13 protein-coding genes are annotated in these 21340 nt (G+C 69.7%); 12 read left to right on the top strand and 1 reads right to left on the bottom strand.

The features are described from left to right. Positions 1-618 precede the first annotated feature (618 nt). The 6 genes from Q0817_RS00575 (at position 619) to Q0817_RS00550 (ending at position 7440) form a co-directional block, all read left to right on the top strand. Positions 619-1335: a hypothetical protein gene (locus Q0817_RS00575; RefSeq protein ID WP_298582662.1), complete on the top strand. Its 717-nt coding sequence runs from the start codon at positions 619-621 to the stop codon at positions 1333-1335. Beyond that, positions 1332-2822: a glycosyltransferase gene (locus Q0817_RS00570; protein WP_298582659.1), complete on the top strand. Its 1491-nt coding sequence runs from the start codon at positions 1332-1334 to the stop codon at positions 2820-2822. The genes Q0817_RS00575 and Q0817_RS00570 overlap by 4 nt, the downstream gene beginning before the upstream one ends. A gap of 11 nt (positions 2823-2833) precedes the next feature. Beyond that, the gene (locus Q0817_RS00565; RefSeq protein WP_298582657.1) at positions 2834-4513 is read left to right on the top strand and encodes a hypothetical protein; all 1680 of its coding nucleotides are present in this window, start codon (positions 2834-2836) and stop codon (positions 4511-4513) included. Between the two features lie 216 nt (positions 4514-4729). Then, the gene (locus Q0817_RS00560) at positions 4730-5266 is read left to right on the top strand and encodes a GtrA family protein (protein WP_298582654.1); all 537 of its coding nucleotides are present in this window, start codon (positions 4730-4732) and stop codon (positions 5264-5266) included. Between the two features lie 167 nt (positions 5267-5433). Next, entirely contained in the window at positions 5434-6954 is a 1521-nt protein-coding gene (locus Q0817_RS00555) for a glycoside hydrolase family 26 protein (protein WP_298582651.1), read from the top strand. Continuing rightward, positions 6955-7440: a carbohydrate binding domain-containing protein gene (locus Q0817_RS00550; protein WP_298582648.1), complete on the top strand. Its 486-nt coding sequence runs from the start codon at positions 6955-6957 to the stop codon at positions 7438-7440. A 110-nt stretch (positions 7441-7550) separates the two neighbouring features. Here the strand turns inward: Q0817_RS00550 and Q0817_RS00545 are convergent, their stop codons facing one another. Then, on the bottom strand, positions 7551-8999 hold the full coding sequence (locus Q0817_RS00545) for an amino acid permease (RefSeq protein ID WP_298583042.1): 1449 nt from the start codon (positions 8997-8999) through the stop codon (positions 7551-7553). A 200-nt stretch (positions 9000-9199) separates the two neighbouring features. Here Q0817_RS00545 and Q0817_RS00540 point away from each other — a divergent pair, with 200 nt between their 5' ends. The 6 genes from Q0817_RS00540 to Q0817_RS00515 all read left to right on the top strand — a co-directional run bounded on the left by Q0817_RS00540 (position 9200) and on the right by Q0817_RS00515 (position 21314). Then, positions 9200-10189 carry a hypothetical protein gene (locus Q0817_RS00540; RefSeq protein WP_298582645.1) on the top strand — a complete coding sequence of 330 codons (990 nt, stop codon included), beginning with the start codon at positions 9200-9202 and terminating at the stop codon, positions 10187-10189. Between the two features lie 343 nt (positions 10190-10532). Then, positions 10533-14606 (top strand): Pls/PosA family non-ribosomal peptide synthetase, encoded by a 4074-nt coding sequence (locus Q0817_RS00535; protein ID WP_298582642.1) that lies wholly within the window; start codon positions 10533-10535, stop codon positions 14604-14606. Further along, positions 14596-15816 (top strand): heparan-alpha-glucosaminide N-acetyltransferase domain-containing protein, encoded by a 1221-nt coding sequence (locus Q0817_RS00530; protein ID WP_298582640.1) that lies wholly within the window; start codon positions 14596-14598, stop codon positions 15814-15816. Before Q0817_RS00535 ends, Q0817_RS00530 begins: the two co-directional genes overlap by 11 nt. Positions 15817-16117: 301 nt before the next feature. After that, positions 16118-17524: an MFS transporter gene (locus Q0817_RS00525; protein ID WP_298582637.1), complete on the top strand. Its 1407-nt coding sequence runs from the start codon at positions 16118-16120 to the stop codon at positions 17522-17524. A gap of 41 nt (positions 17525-17565) precedes the next feature. Beyond that, positions 17566-19719: a molybdopterin oxidoreductase family protein gene (locus tag Q0817_RS00520; protein ID WP_298582634.1), complete on the top strand. Its 2154-nt coding sequence runs from the start codon at positions 17566-17568 to the stop codon at positions 19717-19719. Next, positions 19716-21314: an FAD-dependent oxidoreductase gene (locus tag Q0817_RS00515; RefSeq protein WP_298582631.1), complete on the top strand. Its 1599-nt coding sequence runs from the start codon at positions 19716-19718 to the stop codon at positions 21312-21314. The genes Q0817_RS00520 and Q0817_RS00515 overlap by 4 nt, the downstream gene beginning before the upstream one ends. Positions 21315-21340: the final 26 nt, after the last annotated feature.

The following is a 21340-nucleotide window of genomic DNA, read 5'->3' as shown; positions in this document are numbered from 1 at the left end:
GGAACCCGATGTTGGCGTTCGAGGTCGCTGACAAGTTGTGCGCGTCCCCCTCCCTCGGCGCCCGCAGTGGAAGGCCGACGCGTCGCCATGCGTCAGCAGTCCCGGATTCGGCTCTCGAGTCATCGAGTTCACTTGGTCACGGTGTGCAACACAGTGTCACGCGGAAAGGAATCGCGACCATCGGACTGTCGACGAATCGGGGGACACAAGCACCGGCCGATGCCCACTGATCTGCCCACAGTCAAGCTGCTCCCCACGAGCGTCCAGGGCGATCTTGCCTGCGGTGACAAGGAAACAGTAACAACTCTTGCACACGCAATGAATGAATAGGACTCTATTCGCGTTCCAAAAATGAACGCCATTCCCTGATTGCTTTGGTGAATCCGCGCACATCGCGATCAACTTCCTGCCACGATGCCTGCAGTGACCCAAGGTGGTCATCAACCTGTGGCCGGGGGGCTGCGGGCAACTTGGTTCTGCACTTATCTCCGGGGGAAAATCATGTTTGCTAGCTTCGCTGCGGTACAAACCGGGCCAAGAATGCATTTCGCGCCAATGCGTCTGCTGTCGGCGCTACGCTTGTCGGCCTCACGGCCCGCGCCCCACCCCGTCCGGCGAGTGCTGCAGCTGAGTATCCCCGTTGCCGTCGTCCTAGCGGTTTTTCCAGCACTGACCCACCACGTATGGCAGGTGCTGCTGGCTGGCGGCATGCCCGCCGCGATGCTGCTGGCGGTGACGGCATGCGCCATCGCCGGAATTGCTCTGCGGGCCGCACCAGCCTCTGGGGAGCCGAACGTTCACGATCGGCAGCTCGACGTCATCCTGGCCGTGTTCTTCATCGGCGGGGGCGTGTGGCTGACGGCGGCGTGGCCGGAGCGATTCGGGATCGACCAGACGCTGACCGGACATCAGATCATCGCGGCCACCGCGCTCCTCACCGGCGGCTACCTGCTAGTGGCCGGAACCCGGCTGACTGCGCGACTGCGGTTCGTCCTGCTCTTGCCGTTCATCGCCATGCCGCAGATCACGGAGCGCCCAGCGGTCCTCGGGTTGCTGGTGGCGGGAGCCATCGTGAGAACGCTGCTGCTGGCGATCGTGCGGTTCCGCCGGAGCAACCGGACCGCCCCAGCGGTCAGCGCCGACGACGGACTGGACTCCATCCAAAGCGCACTGCTGCCGCCCGCCGCCGGCGAACACCAAATGTCGACCGTCAACGCTGCTCTCCGCCTCGAAGGACGCGGAGCCGCGCACATCACCAACCGACGGTCCGGCGACAGCACCGCTAAGATCCACGCCGGCCGCACGGTGGCCACCGAGTCAGGAGGCTGGCGATGAGCAATGACCCGGTGGACCCTGCCGTCACACGCCACGCTCTGGATCTCGAATGGCTGGACCGCAGCATCGCCGGCCTCCGGCAAGCGGCTCCGGAGATGTCAGCTCATCGTGTTCTCTCTCAAGGCCAGCAGATCGTAGTCGTCGCTCTCGTTCTCCTGGTCGTCGGCGCCGCGATCCTCGACCTCATCCTCGCACTGCAGATCCTGGTCGCCGTGGCAACCCTGTGGTACGCGGCCACACTGGTGTACCGGCTCGTTCTGGTCCGCCGCGGGCTCCGTGGCAAGGAACTGATCCGAATCTCCGACGCCGACGCGCTCGCCGTTCGGGCTTCGGAGCTACCGATCTACAGCGTCCTCATTCCCGCATATCGGGAACCAGACGTGATTGCCAAGATTATCGACTCGGTCTCCGCATTGGACTACCCCGCAGACAAGCTGGATGTACGTTTGTTGCTCGAAGCCGACGATGCGGAGACCATCGCGGCCGCTAGGGCCGGGGTTGCAGCGACGATCAGTCCAAGTATCAGCATTGTGCTGGTACCCCCGGCCGACCCTCGTACCAAACCCAAGGCGTGCAACTTCGGGCTTCAATCGGCTACCGGTGATCTGGTCACCATTTTCGACGCGGAGGATCGACCGGAACCCCTTCAGCTTCGCCGGGCAGTCGTTGCCCTGGATCGACTCGGTGACGGATACGCGTGCGTGCAAGCTCGCCTCGGCTATTTCAACGCAACACAGAACCTCATCACCCGGTGGTTCACGATCGAGTACGGGACCTGGTTCCGCTTCATGCTGCCCGGGCTGGTGTCGCTGGGCGCACCCATCCCACTCGGTGGCACGAGCAATCACTTCCGGACCGGACTGCTGCGCGCGCTGGAAGCCTGGGACCCGTACAACGTCACCGAGGATGCCGACCTCGGCATCCGCTTGGCACGCCTCGGATACTCGGTGGGTGTCCTCGATTCGATCACGGAGGAGGAGGCCAACTCCGATTTCGTCAACTGGATCAAACAGCGCAGCCGTTGGTACAAGGGGTATTTCCAGACCTGGTTGGTGCACATGCGCCGACCCGTCGCCGTCCACCGCGAGCTGGGTTGGCGTGGCGCCCTCGGATTGCACCTGTTCGTGCTGGGAACGCCTCTAACGGCTCTGATGAACCCGGTCTTCTGGGCCTTGGCGATTGCCTGGTATCTGAAGGAACCGGAGGGCGTTGCCCTGTTGTTCCCGCCCGCGGTCTACTATTTCGCTCTCGCCTGTTTCATGATCGGCAATGCGGCGGTCATCTACGTGAATCTGTTGACGACCCGCGTGATCAACAAACCAACCCTGCTCGGCGCGGCGCTACTGGTGCCCGGCTACTGGGTGATGATGAGTGTCGCCGCGGTCAAGGCCGCCTACCAGCTGGTGTTCAACCCGTCGTACTGGGAGAAGACTTCGCATGGTCTCGACCTCGCGCCGAGTTCAGGTCTGGTCGTGGTCAAGGCATGAGAAACGCGAGCATGACGCTGCCTCGCCATGTCCCCGAGCCCGGCACGAGCTCGGGCGGCGGGCGACGCCCTCGCACCCGTGAGCCGCTGTTGTTGTTCGGCGCTGCCGCAGCGGTGTACCTACTGGCCGGCGCGGTGATGATCCATTTCAACATCGTCTTCAATGATGGACTCAGCCGAGTCGGAAACGCCTACTACGTGTTGTTCAGCCGGGACCCCCACCTGGGCGCGATCGGGTTCGTCTGGAACCCCCTGCCCTCGCTGTCGGTGTTACCACTCCTGCCGCTCAAGTCGTTGTTCCCCGCTCTCGTCACACACGGAGCGGCCGGTGTCATTCAGTCGGCGCTGTCCATGGCCGGTGCTGTGGCAGTCCTGTCCAGTTGCCTGCGCAAGCTGGGTGTCCGGCGCAAGCCCCGGTGGATTCTCGTCGCGCTCTTCGGCCTGCAGCCGATGATCGTTTTCTACGCCGGGATCGGCATGAGCGAGGCGATGTTGCTGCTGTTCCTGATGCTCACGACCTCGGCACTGATCTCGTGGATGCAGCACCGTGAACCCGGCCAGCTGGTCGCTGCCGGCATCGTCCTCGGGCTGGCCTACCTGGCCCGGTACGAAGCCGGCGCGCTGGCGGTCGCCGTCACCGCACTGGTGGCCGCAGTCACTGTACTGAGCGCCTCCGGTCGGCCGGCCGACCGGCTGTCCTTGGCTTTCAACGACGCGGTGTTAGTCGCAGCGCCCTTCCTGTTCACCTTCTTCCTGTGGGCCGGCGTTGCCAAGGTTCTGATCGGCATGTGGTTCCCACAGTTCAGCTCCCAATACGGCAACAGTGAGCAGGTCTCGAAAGGTGCAGAGGGCATTCAAGGGGCCACGGGCACGGGACTCCTGGAGGTCTCCGGTTATCTGGCACGGCAGAGCCTCGCACTAGCGCCGCTGCTCGCTGTGCTCCTCCTCGTGACCGTGGTGCTGATGATCCGCCGACGGAACCCATTGCCGCTGGTGCCCATCGTGGTGTGCGGCTCCGTAAGCGCTTTCTCAGGGCTGGTGTTGCTGATGGGTGCCTCCTTCGGATGGTTCCGTTTCCAGATCGCGGTCATCCCGCTGACCGTCCTTCTGGCCGGTGCGCTCATCGGCATGCTGTTCCCGCAGACCGCCGACCGCAAGGTCGGATCCATCGATCCCCGAGACGGTCGCGGAGCCCCGATCGTGGCCACCGGGGCTGTGTTGCTGGCGGTCGCGCTGGCCATCCCGGTACAGGCCCGTGTGATGGTGGACCCGACACTGAACATTGCCCGTGAAGAGGCGCCAACGTTGGGTAGCTTGTTCTACCCCGACCGGCCCACCAGTGATCCGCGTCTGCTGCAGACGTTCGGCGCCGAGCAGAAAATCGCCGCCTGGATAGATCGAGAGGACCCCGGTGAGGGAACCGTGCTCGCCGACTCCGCCTACGCATATCCGATCATCATGAACAGCGCCGAGCCTCAGCAGTTCGTGATCACATCGGACTACGATTTCCAGTCCCGCCTCGAAGACCCCCATGAGCAGGGCATCGAGTACATCCTGGTCCAAGCGGACAGATCGGCAGATGCCGTCCAGATCCGTTGGCCCACGATCTTCGCCGATGGCGCAGGACTCGGCAATCTGGTGACCAGCTGGGACACTCCCCAGGGCGAATGGCGCCTGTATGCGGTGGACTGATCCGGCGTCTCCACGTGACGGACTCCGTCTGGTCCTGCTGGAACTTGATGGCAGCGGGCGCGTCAGCCGATTCCCCGCAGCACTCATCAGTTGTCCATGGGCTCATCCCCTGTTGTCCGGCGTCTTGACTGTGAGACCGACCGGTGCGGCCGCAAGAGAGGCGCATACGGGTGGCTGCAACAGGGATGTGCTTCGTCTAAGTCCCGAAGGAGTGCCATGCGAGCTGTCGTGCACCGGACTTTGCAGCTGATCGACTTGCTATGGCGGGAGATCGCCAAATTCGGGGCCGTGGGCGGAGTCGGATGGGTGATCGACAACGGCCTCTACGCTTTGTTGTGGCATGGGCCGATGTCTGAGAGCACGATCAAGGCTCGCATCGTCTCCACCACCGTAGCCACTCTATTTTCCTGGTTCGCCAACCGATATTGGACGTTTCGACACCGCCGCTCCGACCGACCATGGCGGGAGTTCGTGCTGTTCTTGGTGATGAACGGTGGAGGTCTGGGCATCGTGGTGCTGTGCCAGTTCGTCTCCCGGTACGTGCTGGGATTCACATCCTTCACGGCTGATTTCATTGCAGGCGGAGTCATCGGGCTGATTCTGGGCATGATCTTCCGGTTCTTGGCCTATCGATACTTCGTGTTCAACCAGGTGCTGGACCAGCAACCTGGCGTCGAACACGATCTGGACATTATCGACGTCGGCTCCTTCGGCTCCCCGGGTGCTCCCGGCACCGTCCAGCCCCGTTGGTAGTACTGGATCACACCCAGTCTCGGACATTGGCCCATTGTTGGTCGTTCGCGGTCTGGGAACGACCAGCGAACCGCACGGGAGTGCGTGTTGTTTCGTGCAGTACACCGGGCGTCCTTGGCGGGGTCTGCCCATGGAACGCTGATGGGCCGCATCGAAGGAGACAGATCGTGGACAGCCGTCATCCCACCCGACGCAAATTTCTCGTCACCGCGGCCGCCATCTCGGTGATCTCTGGGACGGTGCATACCGGTCTAGCAGCATGCCGAAGGCCGTCGGTGGACCTGGTCGACGATGAAGCCACCGCCGAAACACGGTCGCTGTTCGCCTTCTTGAAGGGGCTGGAGGGACAGGGACTGGTGTTCGGTCACCAGAACGACATCTCCCATGGTTCTACTTTCGAGACTCCCGACGGGAGACGTTCCGACACGCTGAGGGCCGTGGGGGACCATCCCGGACTTTTCGGCTGGGACACTCTTATTCTCCAGGGCAAAGAAGCTCCCGGTGTCCAAGGTGCCGCACCGCATCAGAACGAGGCCGGGTTCATCCGCGCGCTGCAGGACGCCCACCGGTTGGGCGGCATCTCCACGATCAGCGCCCATCTTCCCAATTTTGTCAACCACACCGACTCCAACGACACCAGTGGAGATGTGGTCAGCCACATCCTCCCGGGAGGGGACCGGCATTCCTCGTTCCGGTCATTTCTCGATGGCCTTGCGCGTGTTTGTCACGGTGCCGTGACCGAGGACGGAACCCCCATACCGATCATCTTCCGTCCATGGCACGAGAACAACGGTGACTGGTTCTGGTGGGGTACGAAATACACCACTCCTGGCGCGTACATCGAACTCTTCCGGTTTACAGTGGAATACCTCCGCGACGCATGTTCGGTCCACAACCTTTTGTACGCCTATTCGCCAGGAGGGGCATGGGGCGGTGACCCGAGAGGTTATCTGTCCACCTACCCAGGCGATCGTTTCGTCGACGTGCTCGGATACGACAGCTACGACCCGTCCGCCGGTGGGACCAAGTTCTTGTCGGCACTGATCGCTGACCTGCGCATGGTCGTGGAGCAGGCCGACAGTCGTGGCAAGGTGCCTGCGTACACCGAGTTCGGCGAGCACGGTGAGGAGAGCCGGAATCCCACGTGGTTCACCGATCTATTGGCAGCGATCACAGCAGACCCTGTTGCCAAGCGCATTGCCTACATGCTGACTTGGGCGAACTGGGGCGGTGCGGACCGCGCCTACGTGCCGTTTCCTCCTCACGATGGTCTCGGGGCGCATCCCTTGTTGCCCGATTTCCGTCGGTACGCGGCGGATCCTTTCACGCTTTTCGCGGACGATCTGGCGGGAGTCTTCTCAGCGAAGACCAGAGCGGTCAGAAGCCGTCCGTTCATGCACCTGGTCACCCCTACCGACGGAGAACTGATGGTCACCACTGACATCGTGGTCAGGGCGAGCATCACCGGAGCCGCCAGCGCGGAGGTGTTTTGCAGCGCGGACCACGGTCCTGCTGTGCACATGACGCCGGACACGGACGGTTTCTGGTCCGCCATCTGGGAGATCGATCCTGCCCGGCCCCAGAACCGGTCGGTCACCCTCAGCGTCATGGCCTTGATCAACCGTCGCAGCCACACCGACTCCGCCATCGTCCTGCTCGGCGAGCAATCCCCATTGCCCCATGGCTGAGTGGACGACTTCGAAGGCTATGCCGGTGACGACGCGACACTTTCGGCAAAGTACATGCACTTCGACTCGAGTACTATCGCCCTCACGACCACGCACACAGGTTCCGGTGACTACGGGTTGGCCTTCTCGTACGATGTCGGCGCCTTCGAGTACTCCGGAATCGGCAAAGCGGTCGGGCAGGACTGGTCATCCTGCACCGCTGTGGAACTGTGGATGCAGGGCGACGGGTCCTCGAACGCCGTCACTCTGCAGATCGTCGCGGACGGGGCATACTTCGAGCACCGTCTCGATTTGGACAAGACGTCCGGCACAATGGTCGTTGCGCCTTTCGCAAATTTCGTTGCCGCTCCATGGGACACCGACCACAAAGGACAGTCCCTGGACCCGACGCGTCTGACGCACGTCACGCGGTGCAATCTGTACATCGGGAAGGGCGGAGAGCGCACGACCGGAACCGTGTACTGCGATGACATCCGGGCGGTGTGAAGTCCTTCGAGGATGAGCTGGCCGGCGAAGCAACGGGGCCACCGATGCATGTGGACGACGAGGCACAGCTCAGGTTGCCGCGGACGTATTCCACGGGTGCTGCGCCGGAATCACGCCCGGGTGAGGTCGGCGTCCTCGTAGCGGACCATCCTCGAGCCGGTGAGCAGCTTGTGGCCGAACCACAGGACCAGGAACAGCGGCAGGCCGATGTAGGCGGTCAGGGCGGCCATCAGGTCCATGTCGCCGATGAACGCCTGGTAGTTCTGCCCGAGGATCACCACGGCGCACAGCACGAGCGCCACCACCGGGCCCAGCGGGAAGAACCGCGCCCGGTAGGGGAGGTCGGCGAGGTCGTGGCCCTGGACCGTGTACGCCTTGCGGAACCGGTAGTGACTCCACGCGATGCCCATCCACACGATGAACCCGGCCAGGCCCGAGGCGCTGACCAGCCACACGTAGGCGTCCCCGTCCCCGATGAAGGTGGTGAGGAAGGACGCCCCGCCCACCAGGGTGGTGGCGATCAGCGCGTTCATGGGCACGCCGCGGCGGTTGACCTTCGCCAGGAAGCGCGGGGCCTTGCCGCCCTCGGCCAGGGCCCAGAGCATGCGGGTGGAGGCGTAGAGCCCGGAGTTGCCGGCGGAGAGGATGGCCGTGAGGATCACCGCGTTCATCACGGAGGCCGCCGCGAGGACCCCCGCGTTCTGGAAGACCAGGGTGAACGGGGAGATGGAGATGTCCTCGACCCCGCTCGTGAGCAGGTTGGGGCTGGTGTAGGGGATGAGGAAGCCGATCACGGTGATGGCGCCCACGTAGAAGAGCAGGATGCGCACGAACACGGTGCGGATGGCGCGCGGGACGTTCTTCTCCGGGTCCTCCGCCTCACCGGCGGCCACGCCCACGAGCTCGGTGCCCTGGAAGGAGAAGCCGGCCACCATGAAGATGGCCAGGATGCCGAGGCCGCCGCCCACGAAGGGCGCCTCCCCGGTGGTCCAGTTCTCGAAGCCGGGCGACTCCCCGCCCAGGATGCCGACGATCATCAGGATGCCGAGCCCCAGGAAGAGCACGACCGTGACGACCTTCACGAGGGAGAACCAGAACTCGCTCTCGCCGTAGGCCCGGGCGCTCAGCGCGTTGAGCGCGAAGAGGATCGCCAGGAAGGACCCGGACCAGATCCACGAGGGCACGTCCGGGAACCAGTAGCGCATGATCAGCGCGGCGGCCACGAGCTCCGCGGCCACGGTGATCGCCCAGTTGTACCAGTAGTTCCAGCCGATGGCGAAGCCGAAGGACGGGCTCACGAAGCGGGTCGAGTACTCCTCGAACGCGCCCGAGACCGGCAGGTAGGTGGCCATCTCGCCCAGGCTCTGCATCAGCAGGAAGACCATGAAGCCGATGACCACGTAGGCCAGCAGCGCCCCTCCCGGCCCGGCGGTGGCGATGGTGTTGCCCGAGGCCACGAACAGGCCGGTGCCGATGGCACCGCCCATCGCGATCATGGTCAGGTGACGGGGCTTGAGGCTGCGGCGCAGCCGGTCCTGGGACGGCAGCTGCTCCTGGATCTCAGGAGCGCTCTGCTCGGCCCGAGGGCGTGCGGTGATGGTCACGCGGAATCTTCTCCTCTGGTGCGGTGGACGGACCACGGAAGGAGGAAGTGGGGGGCGCCGTCCCCCCGAACGGTCCTGGCCGATTATGGGGGAGACGTTGCGAACCCAAAAATCGGCGAGGGGCGGCGCGCGGCGCCTCCCCCTAGGATGAACGGGTGAAAACACGGACGGGACCGGGCGAGGCCGCGCCGCGCCGCGGTTCCCGCTGGGCCGTGGATGTGGCCATTCTCACCGGGACCCTCCTGGCGCTGGTCGCCGCGTCGCTCGCCGTCCGCTGGGCGTGGCAGCCGGCCCCCGCCCCCGAGGAGCAGGTCTCCTGCGCCCCCTACGGACTCGAGGACGTGAGCATCGCCCCGCGCGGCGGGAGCGGTCCGCTCTCCGACGGCCCGGTGCGCTCCGGCGGAATGCGCTGGGCGGAGGGCCCCTCCGACCGGCTCGACGTCGCCTTCGAGCACGACGGCACGACCAGCAGCTACCACGTCTTCGCCGAGGGCATCGACTGGAGCGAGCCGGTGGGCGTGGTCTTCCGGCTCCACGGGGATGGCGCCTACGAGTACCACCACCCGCAGCACAAGGTCTCCTGCCTCGCGGAGGTCGCGCGCTCGCACAACGCGGTGCTCGTGGCTCCCCGCACCCCGGACCGGCAGGGCGAGCCCACCTGGTGGGAGGACCTCGACGGCAACGCCGAGTGGTTCCTGGCCCTCGCCGAGCAGGAGATCTTCGCCGAGTACGACCTCGACCGCTCCCGCACCTGGCTGCACGGCTACTCCGGGGGCGCCGAGTTCATCAGCTACGAGCTGCTGGCCGACCGCGCGGACTTCCTGGCGGGCGGCGGCGCGGTGCTCTCCGGCGGGGGCGGCGCGCCGTCCTCCGGCTCCTCGGAGCCGACCGACGAGCAGCTCGAGCAGCTGGTCCTGCACTGGGACGTGGGCCTCGAGGACGACGGCACCGACCCGTGGGCCCCGTTCGACGCCCTCTCCGCGGCGGCCGCCGGGCACGCCTGGTACGAGGACGCCGGCTACGAGCGGACCAGCGTGCGCTACCGCGAGGGCGTGGACCACTTCGAGCTGCCCGAGGCCCGGGTGCTGGACGCGGCGATGACCGCCGGGGAGCGCTCGCCGGAGCGCGCGGCAGGGGACACGTGACCGATCTCTCGTCGTCGTCCCTGGTCAGGGCGGCATCCGCGGATTCGCGCGGGACGACGGGGGAGACGGCGCCGCCGCGGCAGGCCTCCGGGCCCCCGCCGGCTTGCAGATGCAACAGCACCGACCGTACGGTGCAGTAAGTAGAACTGGCAGGGGAGCCGGTTCAGGGGGAAGGCCGATGTGGGGGCATCGAGGCCGCACAACCGCTCTCGGCACCGCGCTGATCGGCGCGCGTGCTCCCGGGAGCCTTCCAGCCGGTCCGACCGGTCCCTGGGCTCGTTCTTTCTGTCGGCACCGGCCGCTGCGCAGATCCGCGGCGGCGGAAACATCGATGGGGGAATCAATGACAGTGCGCCCAAGCACGCGCAGCGGCTCGACCCGCCAGGGGAGCGGACGGCACCTGCTCGAGGACCGGTACCCGGAGCAGGACCGGCTGGAGGACGGGGAGGTCCTCGACCGCGCGCTGCACACGCAGCCCCTGCCGCAGGTCCCGGGCCGCGCCGTCTTCCCCGTCTCGTCCGCGCCGGCGCCGCGCACGCTCGTGGACATCGTCATGGACACGGTCTCGCGCCACCCGGACGCGGTGGCCGTCGACGACGGGACCACCGAGCTCAGCTACGCCGAGTTCCTCGAGCGCGTCGAGGCCCAGGCCCAGCGTCTGTGGGACCTCGACATCGGCCGCGGGGACCGCGTGGGCATCCGCGTGCCCTCCGGGACCGTGGACCTCTACGTGGCCGTCCTCGGCACGATCTTCGCCGGCGCCGCCTACGTCCCGGTCGACTTCGACGACCCGGACGAGCGTGCGAACACGGTCTGGGAGGAGGCCGGGGTGTGCGCCGTCTACGGCGCGGGCCTGGCCCTGCGACCGCGCAGCGGCGTCCGGCCGGCCGCGGACTGCCGCCAGCCCGGTACGGGCGACGACGCCTGGATCATCTTCACCTCCGGGTCCACCGGCAAGCCCAAGGGCGTGGCGATCAGCCACCGCTCGGCCGCCGCCCTCGTGGACGCCGAGGCCGAGCTCTACCTGCCCCGGCGCCCGCTGGGCCCGGGCGACCGCGTGATGGCGGGCCTCTCCGTGGCCTTCGACGCCTCCTGCGAGGAGATGTGGCTGGCCTGGCGCTCCGGCGCCGCCCTGGTCCCGGCCCCGCGCGCGGTCGTGCGCTCGGGCACCGACCTGGGCCCGTGGCTCGTCGAGCGGGACATCACCGCCGTCTCCACGGTGCCGACGCTCGCGTCGATGTGGCCGGCCGAGGCGCTGAGCCGCATCCGCCTGCTCATCTTCGGCGGGGAGGCGTGCCCCAACGAGCTCGCCGCCCGTCTCGCGCACCCCGGCCGCGAGGTCTGGAACACCTACGGCCCCACCGAGGCCACGGTCATCGCGACCGGAGCCGTGCTCACCGGCGAGCCGCCCGTGCGCATCGGCCTGCCGCTGCCCGGGTGGGAGCTGGCCATCGTGGACACCGCCGGCAACCCCGTGCGCTGGGGCGAGGAGGGCGAGCTGATCATCGGCGGCGTGGGGCTGGGCCGCTACCTGGACCCCGCCAAGGACGCCGAGAAGTTCGCGCCCATGGACTCCCTCGGCTGGGAGCGGGCCTACCGCTCCGGCGACCTCGTGCGCGCCGACCCCGAGGGCATCGTCTTCGTGGGCCGGGCCGATGACCAGGTCAAGATCTCGGGCCGGCGCGTGGAGATGGGCGAGATCGACGAGCAGATGACCCGACTGCCCGGTGTGCAGGCCGGCGCCGCCGCCGTGCACACCACCCCGGCCGGCAACCAGGTCCTCGTGGGCTACCTCGTGGCCGACGCCCCCGGATCCGTGGACCTCCAGGTCGCCCGCCGCCTGCTTGCCGACCGCCTGCCGGGCCAGATGGTGCCCGCGCTGACCCTGATGGACGAGCTACCCCTGAAGACCTCCGGCAAGGTGGACCGCAAGGCCCTGCCCTGGCCGCTGCCCTCCGCCGGCGCCGCCGCGGAGGACTCCCGGATCGACGCCGAGCTCGAGTGGCTCGCCGCCCTGTGGGCGGACCAGCTCGGCCCCCTGCCCATCGACGAGGACAGCGACTTCTTCGTCCTCGGCGGCACCTCCGTGGCGGTGGCCAAGCTGGTCTCCGAGCTCCGGCGCACCTACCCGGACGCCGAGATCGCCGAGATCTACCGCAACCCCACGCTCGCCGGGATGCACGAGTACCTGACCACGCTGGCCCGCGTCGACGTCGTCGCCCAGGACGCCGCGCGCGCCCGCCGGGTGGCCGACGTCCCGCGCTGGAACGGCCTGGTGCAGGTCCCCTTCCTCACGGCCCTCTACGCCGTCTCGGGGCTGCGCTACGTGGTCGGCGCCGCGATCGTCGTCTGGCTGCTCTTCAACCTGCTCGGCGCGGGCTGGGTCCCGAACCCGCCGCTGCTGCCGCTGGTGGTCGGCTGGCTCGTGCTCTTCGCCCTGCCCGGCCGGCTCGTGCTCACCGCTCTGTTCATCCGGCTGCTGACCTTCCGGCTGCGCCCCGGCGCCCACGCCCGCGGCTCCTGGACCCACCTGCGGGTCTGGATGGCCGAGCGGATCCTGATCTTCAACAAGTTCGAGCCCCTCATGGGCACCCCCGTGATGGTGCTGTTCTTCCGGCTGCTCGGCAACCGGGTGGGCCGGCACGCCCACCTCGACACGATGCCCCCCGTCAGCGGCATGGCCCGCATCGGCGACGGCGCGGCCGTCGAGCACGAGGTGGACCTCTCCGGCTACTGGCTCGAGGGCGACGTCTTCCACCTCGACGGCGTGACCGTGGGCGAGAACGCCCGGATCGGCACCCGCACGCTCCTGAGCCCGGGCGCCGTGGTCGAGGCCGGCGCGGAGGTCCACCCCGGCTCCCACGTCACCGGCACCGTCCCCGCCGGCCGCCTGCAGGGCGGCTCCCCGCTCGTGGACCTCGGCGCCGCCGGGGAGTCCTGGCTCGAGTGGGCCCCCCGTCGCAGCAACCGGTTCCTCATCGGCCTGCTGTACGCGCTGGGCCTCGGCACGGTCGGGATCCTGCCCGTGCTGGCCGTGGTCCCCGGCGCGCTGATCGTCTACACCCAGGTCAGCGGGATCGAGTTCTACGAGCTCGTCTTCCCCGTCCTGGCCCTGTGGGTGCCCGTCTTCGCCGTGCTCACCGTCCTCGTCTACCTGGCCGTGCTCGTGCTCGTCGTGCGGGCGCTCGCCCTGCTGATCCGTCCCGGCCACCACGCCGCCGACGGGACCGTGGGCTGGGCCGTGTGGCTCACGGGCGTGCTGCTGCAGAAGAGCCTCGTCTCCACCTACCCGGTCTACGCCTCCATCGCCACGCCGTTCTTCCTGCGGCTCCTGGGCGCCCGGGTGGGCGACCAGGTGGAGATCTCCACCGTGGAGACCCTGCCGCACCTCACCACCTTCGAGTCCGGCTCCTTCATGGCCGACCACTCGATGGTCAGCTCCGCCCGCGTCGGCTTCGGCTGGATCCACGTGGGCCCCTCGACCGTGGGGGAGCGCTCCTTCGTGGGCAACTCCGCGATCGTGGGACCGGACCGGGACGTCCCCGAGGACTCCCTGGTCGCCGTGCTCTCCTCCGCCCCGGCGGACGCCGAGCGCGGCACCTCCTGGCTGGGCCGGATGCCCGAGCCCATCACCCGCGTCAGCGACGCGGCCGACGAGGCCGTCACCTACCGGCCGCGCCGGAGGCTGGTCGTGGCCCGCACGCTCGTGGAGTCCCTGCGCGTCCTGCCGTTCATGGTCACCGCGTGGCTGGACCTCGCGATCGTGTTCGTGCTCACCACCGTGTACATGCGGGCCGGGGGAGGCCTCGACGGCATCGTCTCGGCGCTGCTGTGGGCCACGCCCGTGGTGCTCGCCGCCGGCGTGCTGGCCGCCCTGGTCCCCGTGCTGGTCAAGTGGGCCCTGATGGGCCGCTTCCGCGAGGGCGAGCGCCCGCTGTTCAGCTCCTTCGTGTGGCGCAACGAGCTCGCCGACACCTTCGCGGAGTCCCTGGCCGTGCCCGGCCTGATCCGGCTGGCCGTCGGCTCCCCGGTGTTCAACGCCTGGGCCCGGCTCATGGGCGCGAAGATCGAGCGCGGCGTGTGGTGCGAGACCTGGTGGCTGCCCGAGTTCGACCTCGTCCACCTGGGCCGGGGCGTGTCCGTCAACCGCGGGACCGTGCTCCAGACCCACCTGTTCCACGACCGCATCATGCGGCTGCAGCCCGTGTCGATGGAGGCGGGCTCCACCCTGGGGCCCAACAGCTTCGTGCTGCCCGGCAGCACCGTGGAGGCCGGCGCCACCGTGGGCCCCGGCTCTCTGGTCATGGCCCAGGAGACGGTTCCCGCCGGCAGCACCTGGGGCGGCAACCCGATCCGCCCGCTGCACGCCGACGTCGTCGGGGCCGTGCCCGCCGGAGGTGCGACCCGTGAGCGCTGAGCACGCGGCCGCCACGCGTGGCGGGGGCACCGCGGTGCTCAACGTTCCCGGCGCCTCCGGGAAGCGCACCCGGCGGCGGCTGGTCGGTGTGGACGCCGCCCGGGGCTTCGCCCTGCTCGGGATGGTCGCCGTGCACACCCTGCCCTACTGGGACGCGGAGAACGAGCGGGCCTCCCTGAGCTGGTCCCTCTTCGCCGGGCACTCGGCCGCGCTCTTCGCGACCCTCGCCGGGGTGAGCCTCGCGTTCCTCTCCGGCGGCCGCACTCCGCACACGGGCCGGCGCCTCGCCGGGGACCGGGCGGGGCTGGTGGGCCGCGCCGCGGTGATCGCCCTCGTCGGGTTCCTCGTGGGCTTCGTGGCCCCGCCGGTGGACAACATCCTCATCTACTACGGGATGTTCTTCCTGCTCGCCATCCCGTTCCTGGGTCTGCGCATCCGGCACCTGCTGATCAGCGCGGCGGCGTTCACCCTCGTCGCTCCGTTCCTGATGCAGTGGGCCGTGGACGTCCTGCCCGCCCACGTGTACGGCAACCCCACGCTGTGGAACCTGGTCACGGAGCCGGTCACCGTCCTGTCCCAGCTGCTGCTGACCGGCACCTACCCGGCCCTGCCGTACATGGCCTACCTGTGCGCGGGGATCGCCCTGGGCCGGATGAACCTCACGAGCCGGCGGGTGCAGCTGTGGCTCGTGGGCGCCGGCGCGGCGCTGGCCCTGCTCTCCTGGACGGTGTCCATGGTGGCGCTGCTGGTCCTCGGGGTCTACGACCGGATCTGGGAGGCCACCCCGTGGCTGTCCGAGGAGCAGATCGACGAGATCCTCGTCTTCGGCCCGGACCCGTCCCTGCCGACCACCACGCTGTGGTGGCTCATGGTGCCCGCCCCGCACAGCAACACGCCCGTGGCGCTGCTGCTGAGCCTGGGCATGGCAGCGTTCGCGCTGGGGGCGTTCCTGCTCCTGGCCCGGCTGATCGGCAAGGCGCTCACGCCGCTGGCGGCCGCCGGGTCCATGACGTTCACGCTCTACACCCTGCACCTGCTGTTCCTGGCCACGATGGTCTACGAGCTGCACCCGGGGTTCTGGTTCTGGATGCAGGTGGCCGTCTTCGGGCTGCTGGCCGTGGCCTGGCAGCGCGCGGTGGGGCAGGGCCCGCTCGAGAAGCTGGTGGCCCGCACCTCGAAGCGCATCTCGAGGAGCGTCGCCGCCCGCTGACCCACCGCGCGGCCCCGCCGCTCCGGCCCGACCGCTGAGTCCCCAGCCCGGTCGCATTTCCCCACGCATCCACGTGGGGAAATGCGACCGGGCTGGGGACTCGCTGCATGGGGGCGCTGGTGGCTGGGGGTTCGGCGTGGCCGGGGCGCACGGGGGCCTCACACGGGCGGCCCGGCGCTGTGAGTGAACGTGCACCGGGGCGTTACCCCTCCCGTCGGGGCCGGAAACACGGGGTTCGTAGCGTGGGAGCACCGCACGCCGCCGTCGCCGTGCTCCGCCCCGCTCGCCCAGGAGGTCACCCGTGAGCTCAGAACTGCACCCCGACCCGGCCACCACGGCGGCGGCCACGCCCGCGCCGCCGCTCGCCCTGCGCGAGCGGCCCGGCCGCTGGCTGGACGGCTACCGCCCCGAGGACCCCGCCTTCTGGGAGTCCACCGGCCGGCCCATCGCCCGCACGAACCTCCACTGGTCCATCGTCGCGGAGTTCCTCGGCTTCGCCGTCTGGCAGCTGTGGGCCATCACCGTGGTCTTCCTGCCCGGCGCGGGCTTCGCCTTCAGCGACTCCCAGATGTTCTGGCTGATCTCCATCCCGTCGCTGGTGGGCGCCACGCTGCGCATCCCCTACACCTTCATGGTGGGACGGTTCGGCGGCCGCAACTGGACCATCGTCTCGGCCCTGCTGCTGCTGGTCCCCACCGTGGGCCTGGCCCTGGCGGTCGGCAACCCGGGTACCCCGTTCGGGGTCATGCTCCTGCTGGCGGCCGCCGCCGGCTTCGGCGGCGGCAACTTCGCCTCCTCGATGGCCAACATCACCTTCTTCTACCCCGTGCGGGAGAAGGGCTGGGCGCTCGGGCTGAACGCCGCCGGCGGCAACCTCGGCACCGCCGTGGCCCAGCTGGTCGTCCCGATCGCCGTCTCGCTCGTGGCCCTCGGCGCCACCGGGCTCTCCGTCGCCGGGTGGATCTGGGTGCCGTTCATCCTCTTCGCCGCGTGGGGCGCCCGGAAGTACATGCACAACCTCTCCCACGCCAAGGGGGACGTGGCCGGTTCCCTGGCCACGGTCAAGGAGCCGCACTTCTGGATCATGTCCTTCCTCTACGTGGGCACCTTCGGCTCCTTCATCGGCTTCTCCAGTGTGTTCCCGAAGCTCATCGCGGACACCTTCCCCGAGTTCTCGTCCTTCAGCGTGGGCGCCGCGGCCCTGTCCCTGGCGTTCCTCGGCCCGCTGGTCGGCTCGGTCTCCCGGCCCTACGGCGGCAGGCTCGCGGACCGCTTCGGCGGCGCGCCGGTGACGGTGGCCGTGTTCGCGGTCATGGCGCTGCTCGCCCTGGCCGTGGTGCTCACCCTGCCCCTGGCCAGCTTCTGGCTGTTCCTGGGTCTCTTCCTGCTGCTGTTCACCGCGGCGGGCATGGGCAACGGCTCCACGTACCGGATGATCCCCTCGATCTACCGGGTGCTGGGGCTGCGGCAGCAGCAGCACGTGGCGGTCTCCACCGAGCGGAAGGCCTCGGCGGCCCTGGGCCTCATCGGGGCGGTCGGTGCGTACGGCGGGTTCATGATCCCGCAGGCGCTGAACCTCTCGAACACCACCACGGGCGCCTACAGCGCGGCGTTCTACGGCTTCGTGGGCTTCTACCTCGTAGCCCTGGCCGTGACCTGGTTCTGCTACCTGCGCCGGGGCACCGAGATGGGCGACAGCCACATCTGAGCCACCGCCCCCGCGTCCCACCCCCGGAAGGAACCGCCCGCATGAGCACGACGGCGACCCACTGCCCCTACTGCGCGCTGCAGTGCGCGATGACCCTGGACACGGGGTCGGACACCGCCGCCGAACAGGGGTTCCCGGAGGTGCTGGGACGGGATTTCCCGGTGAACCGGGGCGGGATGTGCCGCAAGGGCTGGACGTCGTCGGAGCTGTTGGCCGACCCGTCGCGGCTCACGGCGCCGCTGCTGCGCGGGGCGGACGGGGTCTTCCAGGAGGTCTCCTGGGAGACGGCCTTGGACCGGATGGCCGGGGAGTTCCGGGCCGCCCAGGAGCGCTGGGGCCGGGACGGGGTGGGGATCTTCGGCGGCGGGTCCCTGACCAACGAGAAGGCCTACCAGCTGGGGAAGTTCGCGCGGGTGGCCCTGCGGACCTCGCGGATCGACTACAACGGCCGGTTCTGCATGTCCTCCGCGGCGGCCGCCGCCAACCGCTCGCTGGGGATGGACCGCGGCCTGCCCTTCCCGGTGACCGACCTCGACGACGCCCACACCGTGCTGCTGCTGGGCACCAATCCCGCCGAGACCATGCCGCCGTTCGTCCAGCACCTGCAGCACGCCCAGCAGCACGGGGGCCTCGTCGTCGTCGATCCCCGCCGCACCGCCACGGTGCGGATGACCGAGGACGGGGGTGGGCTGCACCTGCAGCCCACCCCCGGATCGGACCTGGTCCTGCTGCTGGGGCTGGCCCACGTGGTCCTGCACGAGGGCCTGGCCGACCGCGACTACCTCGAACGGCGCACCCGGGGTCTCGAGTCCTTCACCACGAGCGTCACCGCGTGGTGGCCCGAGCGCGTCGAGCAGGTCACCGGCGTCCCGGCGGAGCGGATCCGCCGGGCCGCCCGCCTGCTGGCCCGCGAGCGGAGGGGGACCTACGTCCTGACCGGGCGCGGCGTGGAGCAGCACGTCGACGGCACGGACACCGCGACGGCCGCGATCAACCTGGCCCTGCTCCTCGGCCTGCCCGGCGTCCCCGGGTCCGGCTGGGGCACCCTCACCGGGCAGGGCAACGGCCAGGGCGGGCGCGAGCACGGCCAGAAGGCGGACCAGCTGCCCGGCTACCGCAGCATCACGGACCCCGCCGCCCGTGCCCACGTGGCCGGCGTGTGGGGCGTGGACCCGTCCGACCTGCCCGGCGCCGGGATTCCGGCCGTGGAGCTGCTGACCACCCTGGGCACCGAGCACGGTGTCCGCTGCCTGTGGGTCAACGGCTCCAACGTGGTGATCGGCGCCCCGGACGCGGACGCCGTGGTCCGCGGCCTGCAGGCGCTGGATTTCCTGGTGGTCTGCGACTTCTTCTTCTCCGAGACCGCCGAGTTCGCCGACCTCGTCCTGCCCGTCCTGCAGTGGGCCGAGGAGGAGGGCACCATGACGAACCTCGAGGGCCGGGTGCTGCGCCGCCGCCGGGCGGTGGACCCGCCGCCCGGGGCCCGGGACGAGCTGTGGATCATGGCCGAACTGGCCCGCCGGCTCGAGGCCCCGGGCACGTTCGGCACCGCACCCGAGGAGGTCTTCGAGGAGCTGCGCCTGGCCTCGGCCGGGGGCAAGGCCGACTACTCGGGCATGGCCTGGGCCGCCCTGGACGCCGACGAGGCCTGCTACTGGCCCTACCCCGCCGGCAGTTCCGCGGGCACGCCCCGAGCCTTCCTCGAACGCTTCGGCCACGAGGACGGCCGCGCCGTGCTGGTCCCCGTGCGCCCGCGCGCCGCCGGCCGCGCCGTGGACCCGAGCCCGCGCCGGAACCGCCGGGAGCCCCTGCACCGGGCGGGGACCCTGACCCTCGTGACGGGCCGGTACCTGGAGCACTACCAGTCCGGGAACCAGACCCGGCGCGTGCCCTCGCTCCACGAGGCCCGCCCCGAGTCGATGATGCAGATTCACCCCGCGACGGCCGCCTCTCTCGGCATCCGCAACGGTGCCGTGGTCGAGCTCACGAGCGCCCGCAGCCAGGCCGTGGCCCTCGCCCAGCTCACCACGGACATCCGTCCCGACACCGTGTTCCTGCCCTTCCACTACGCCGGGAACCAGACCGCCAACAAGCTCGTGTCCTCGGACGCCGTGGACCCGATCTCGTCCATGCCCGAGTTCAAGGCCGGTTCGGTCACCGTCCGCGCGATCGCCCCCGAGGAGAGGGTCCGATGAGCACGCACCGCCCCTCCCGCCCGGCGGGAGCCCCCATGCGGCCCGGCGAGCACGTGGTCGTGATCGGCTTCGGCCCCGTGGCCGCGCGCTTCGTCGACGACGTCGCCGACCTCGCCGCCGCGGGCACGATCCGGCTGACCGTGGTCGGCGGGGAGCCCGACCCCGCCTACAACCGGGTCCTCGTGGGCGAGCACGCGATGGGCCGGGCCGAGCGCGCCACGATGGGGCTGGCCGACCCCGAGTCGCTCGCGCGGTCCGGGATCGACGTCCTGCTCGGCACCCAGGTGACCCGGATCGACCGCTCCCGCCGGATCCTGCGCCTCACGGACGGACCGACGGGGGAGACCCGTGAGCTCGGCTACGACCGCCTGGTCCTGGCCACCGGCGCCCGCCCCAACCTGCCCGTGCTGCGCGGCATCAACCCCGACCCCAACGCCTACGAGCACCTGCCGGCCGGGGTCACGGCCCTGCGGGACCTGCGCGACGCCCGGGCCGTGCGCGAGGTCGTCGAACGCCGGGGCCGGGTGGTGGTCCTGGGCGGCGGCGTGCTCGGGCTCGAGGCCGCGCTCGCCGCCGGTGAGGTCGGTTGCCCGGTGACCGTGGTCCACCACGCCCCGTGGGTGATGACCCGCTCCCTCGACGCGGCCGGTGGCGCGCTGCTGGGCCGGGCGCTCGCGGACGCCGGCGTGGGGGTGGTCTCCGGGACCCCCGCGCGCGAGGTGCTCCTGGACGAGGACCGGCGCTTCCGCGGCCTGCTCCTGGAGGACGGCCGCGAGGTCCCCGGCGAGCTGCTGCTGCTCTCGATCGGGGTCACGGCCCGCACGGAGCTCGCCGAGGGCGCCGGCCTGCGCACCGCCCGCGGTGTGGTGGTCGACCACGAGCTCGAGGCCGACGTGGAGCAGCGGGTGTTCGCGATCGGCGACTGCGCCGAGGTGCTGTGCCAGGACCCGTCCTGCCAGGTCTGCCCGGGCCGGGAGGGCATGGGCCCGTCCGGACTCGTGGGCCCCGGGTGGCGGCAGGCGGAGTGGCTGGCCGCCCGGTTCCGCGCCGAGCTCGAGGCCGTGGCCGAGGGCGGCACGGCGGTGCTCGCGCCGCTGACCGGCGGGCCCGCCGGCGCGGTGCGGCTCAAGGCGCACCAGGTGGAGCTCGCCTGCGCCGGGGCGGTCGGCGGGCTGCCGTGGGAGATCCGTGCGGACGGCGGGTCCGTGGTGCAGTGGGCGGACGGCGGGGCGGGGACCTACGCGAAGCTCGTGCTCGGCCCGGACCGCACGCTGGAGGGCTACATCGTGCTCGGTCTGCCCCGCGCCGCGGCCGGCATCGGGCTGCTCCACGACCGGGGCGAGACGGTGCCCGAGGACCCGAGCGTCCTGCTGCGCCTCGACGGCCCGGACGCCGGGGGCGAGGAGAGCCCGATGACCCCGGAGTCGACGGTCTGCCACTGCGCGGGCGTCACCATGGGCGGGATCACCGACGCCGTGGGCCGGGGCGCCGCCACGGTCGAGGAGGTCAGCTGCGCCACCCGCGCCTCGACCGGGTGCGGGGGCTGCAAGGACGCCGTGCGCCGGCTCGTCGAGGAGCACGCGGCCGCGGTGTGACGGGGCCCGGCGGTGCCGGGGACCGG

Source organism: uncultured Kocuria sp., assembly GCF_947500125.1.
Taxonomy (GTDB): Bacteria; Actinomycetota; Actinomycetes; order Actinomycetales; family Micrococcaceae; genus Kocuria.
The sequence above is the reverse complement of the archived record's forward strand: the minus strand, read 5'-3'. Positions and strand labels throughout refer to the sequence as shown.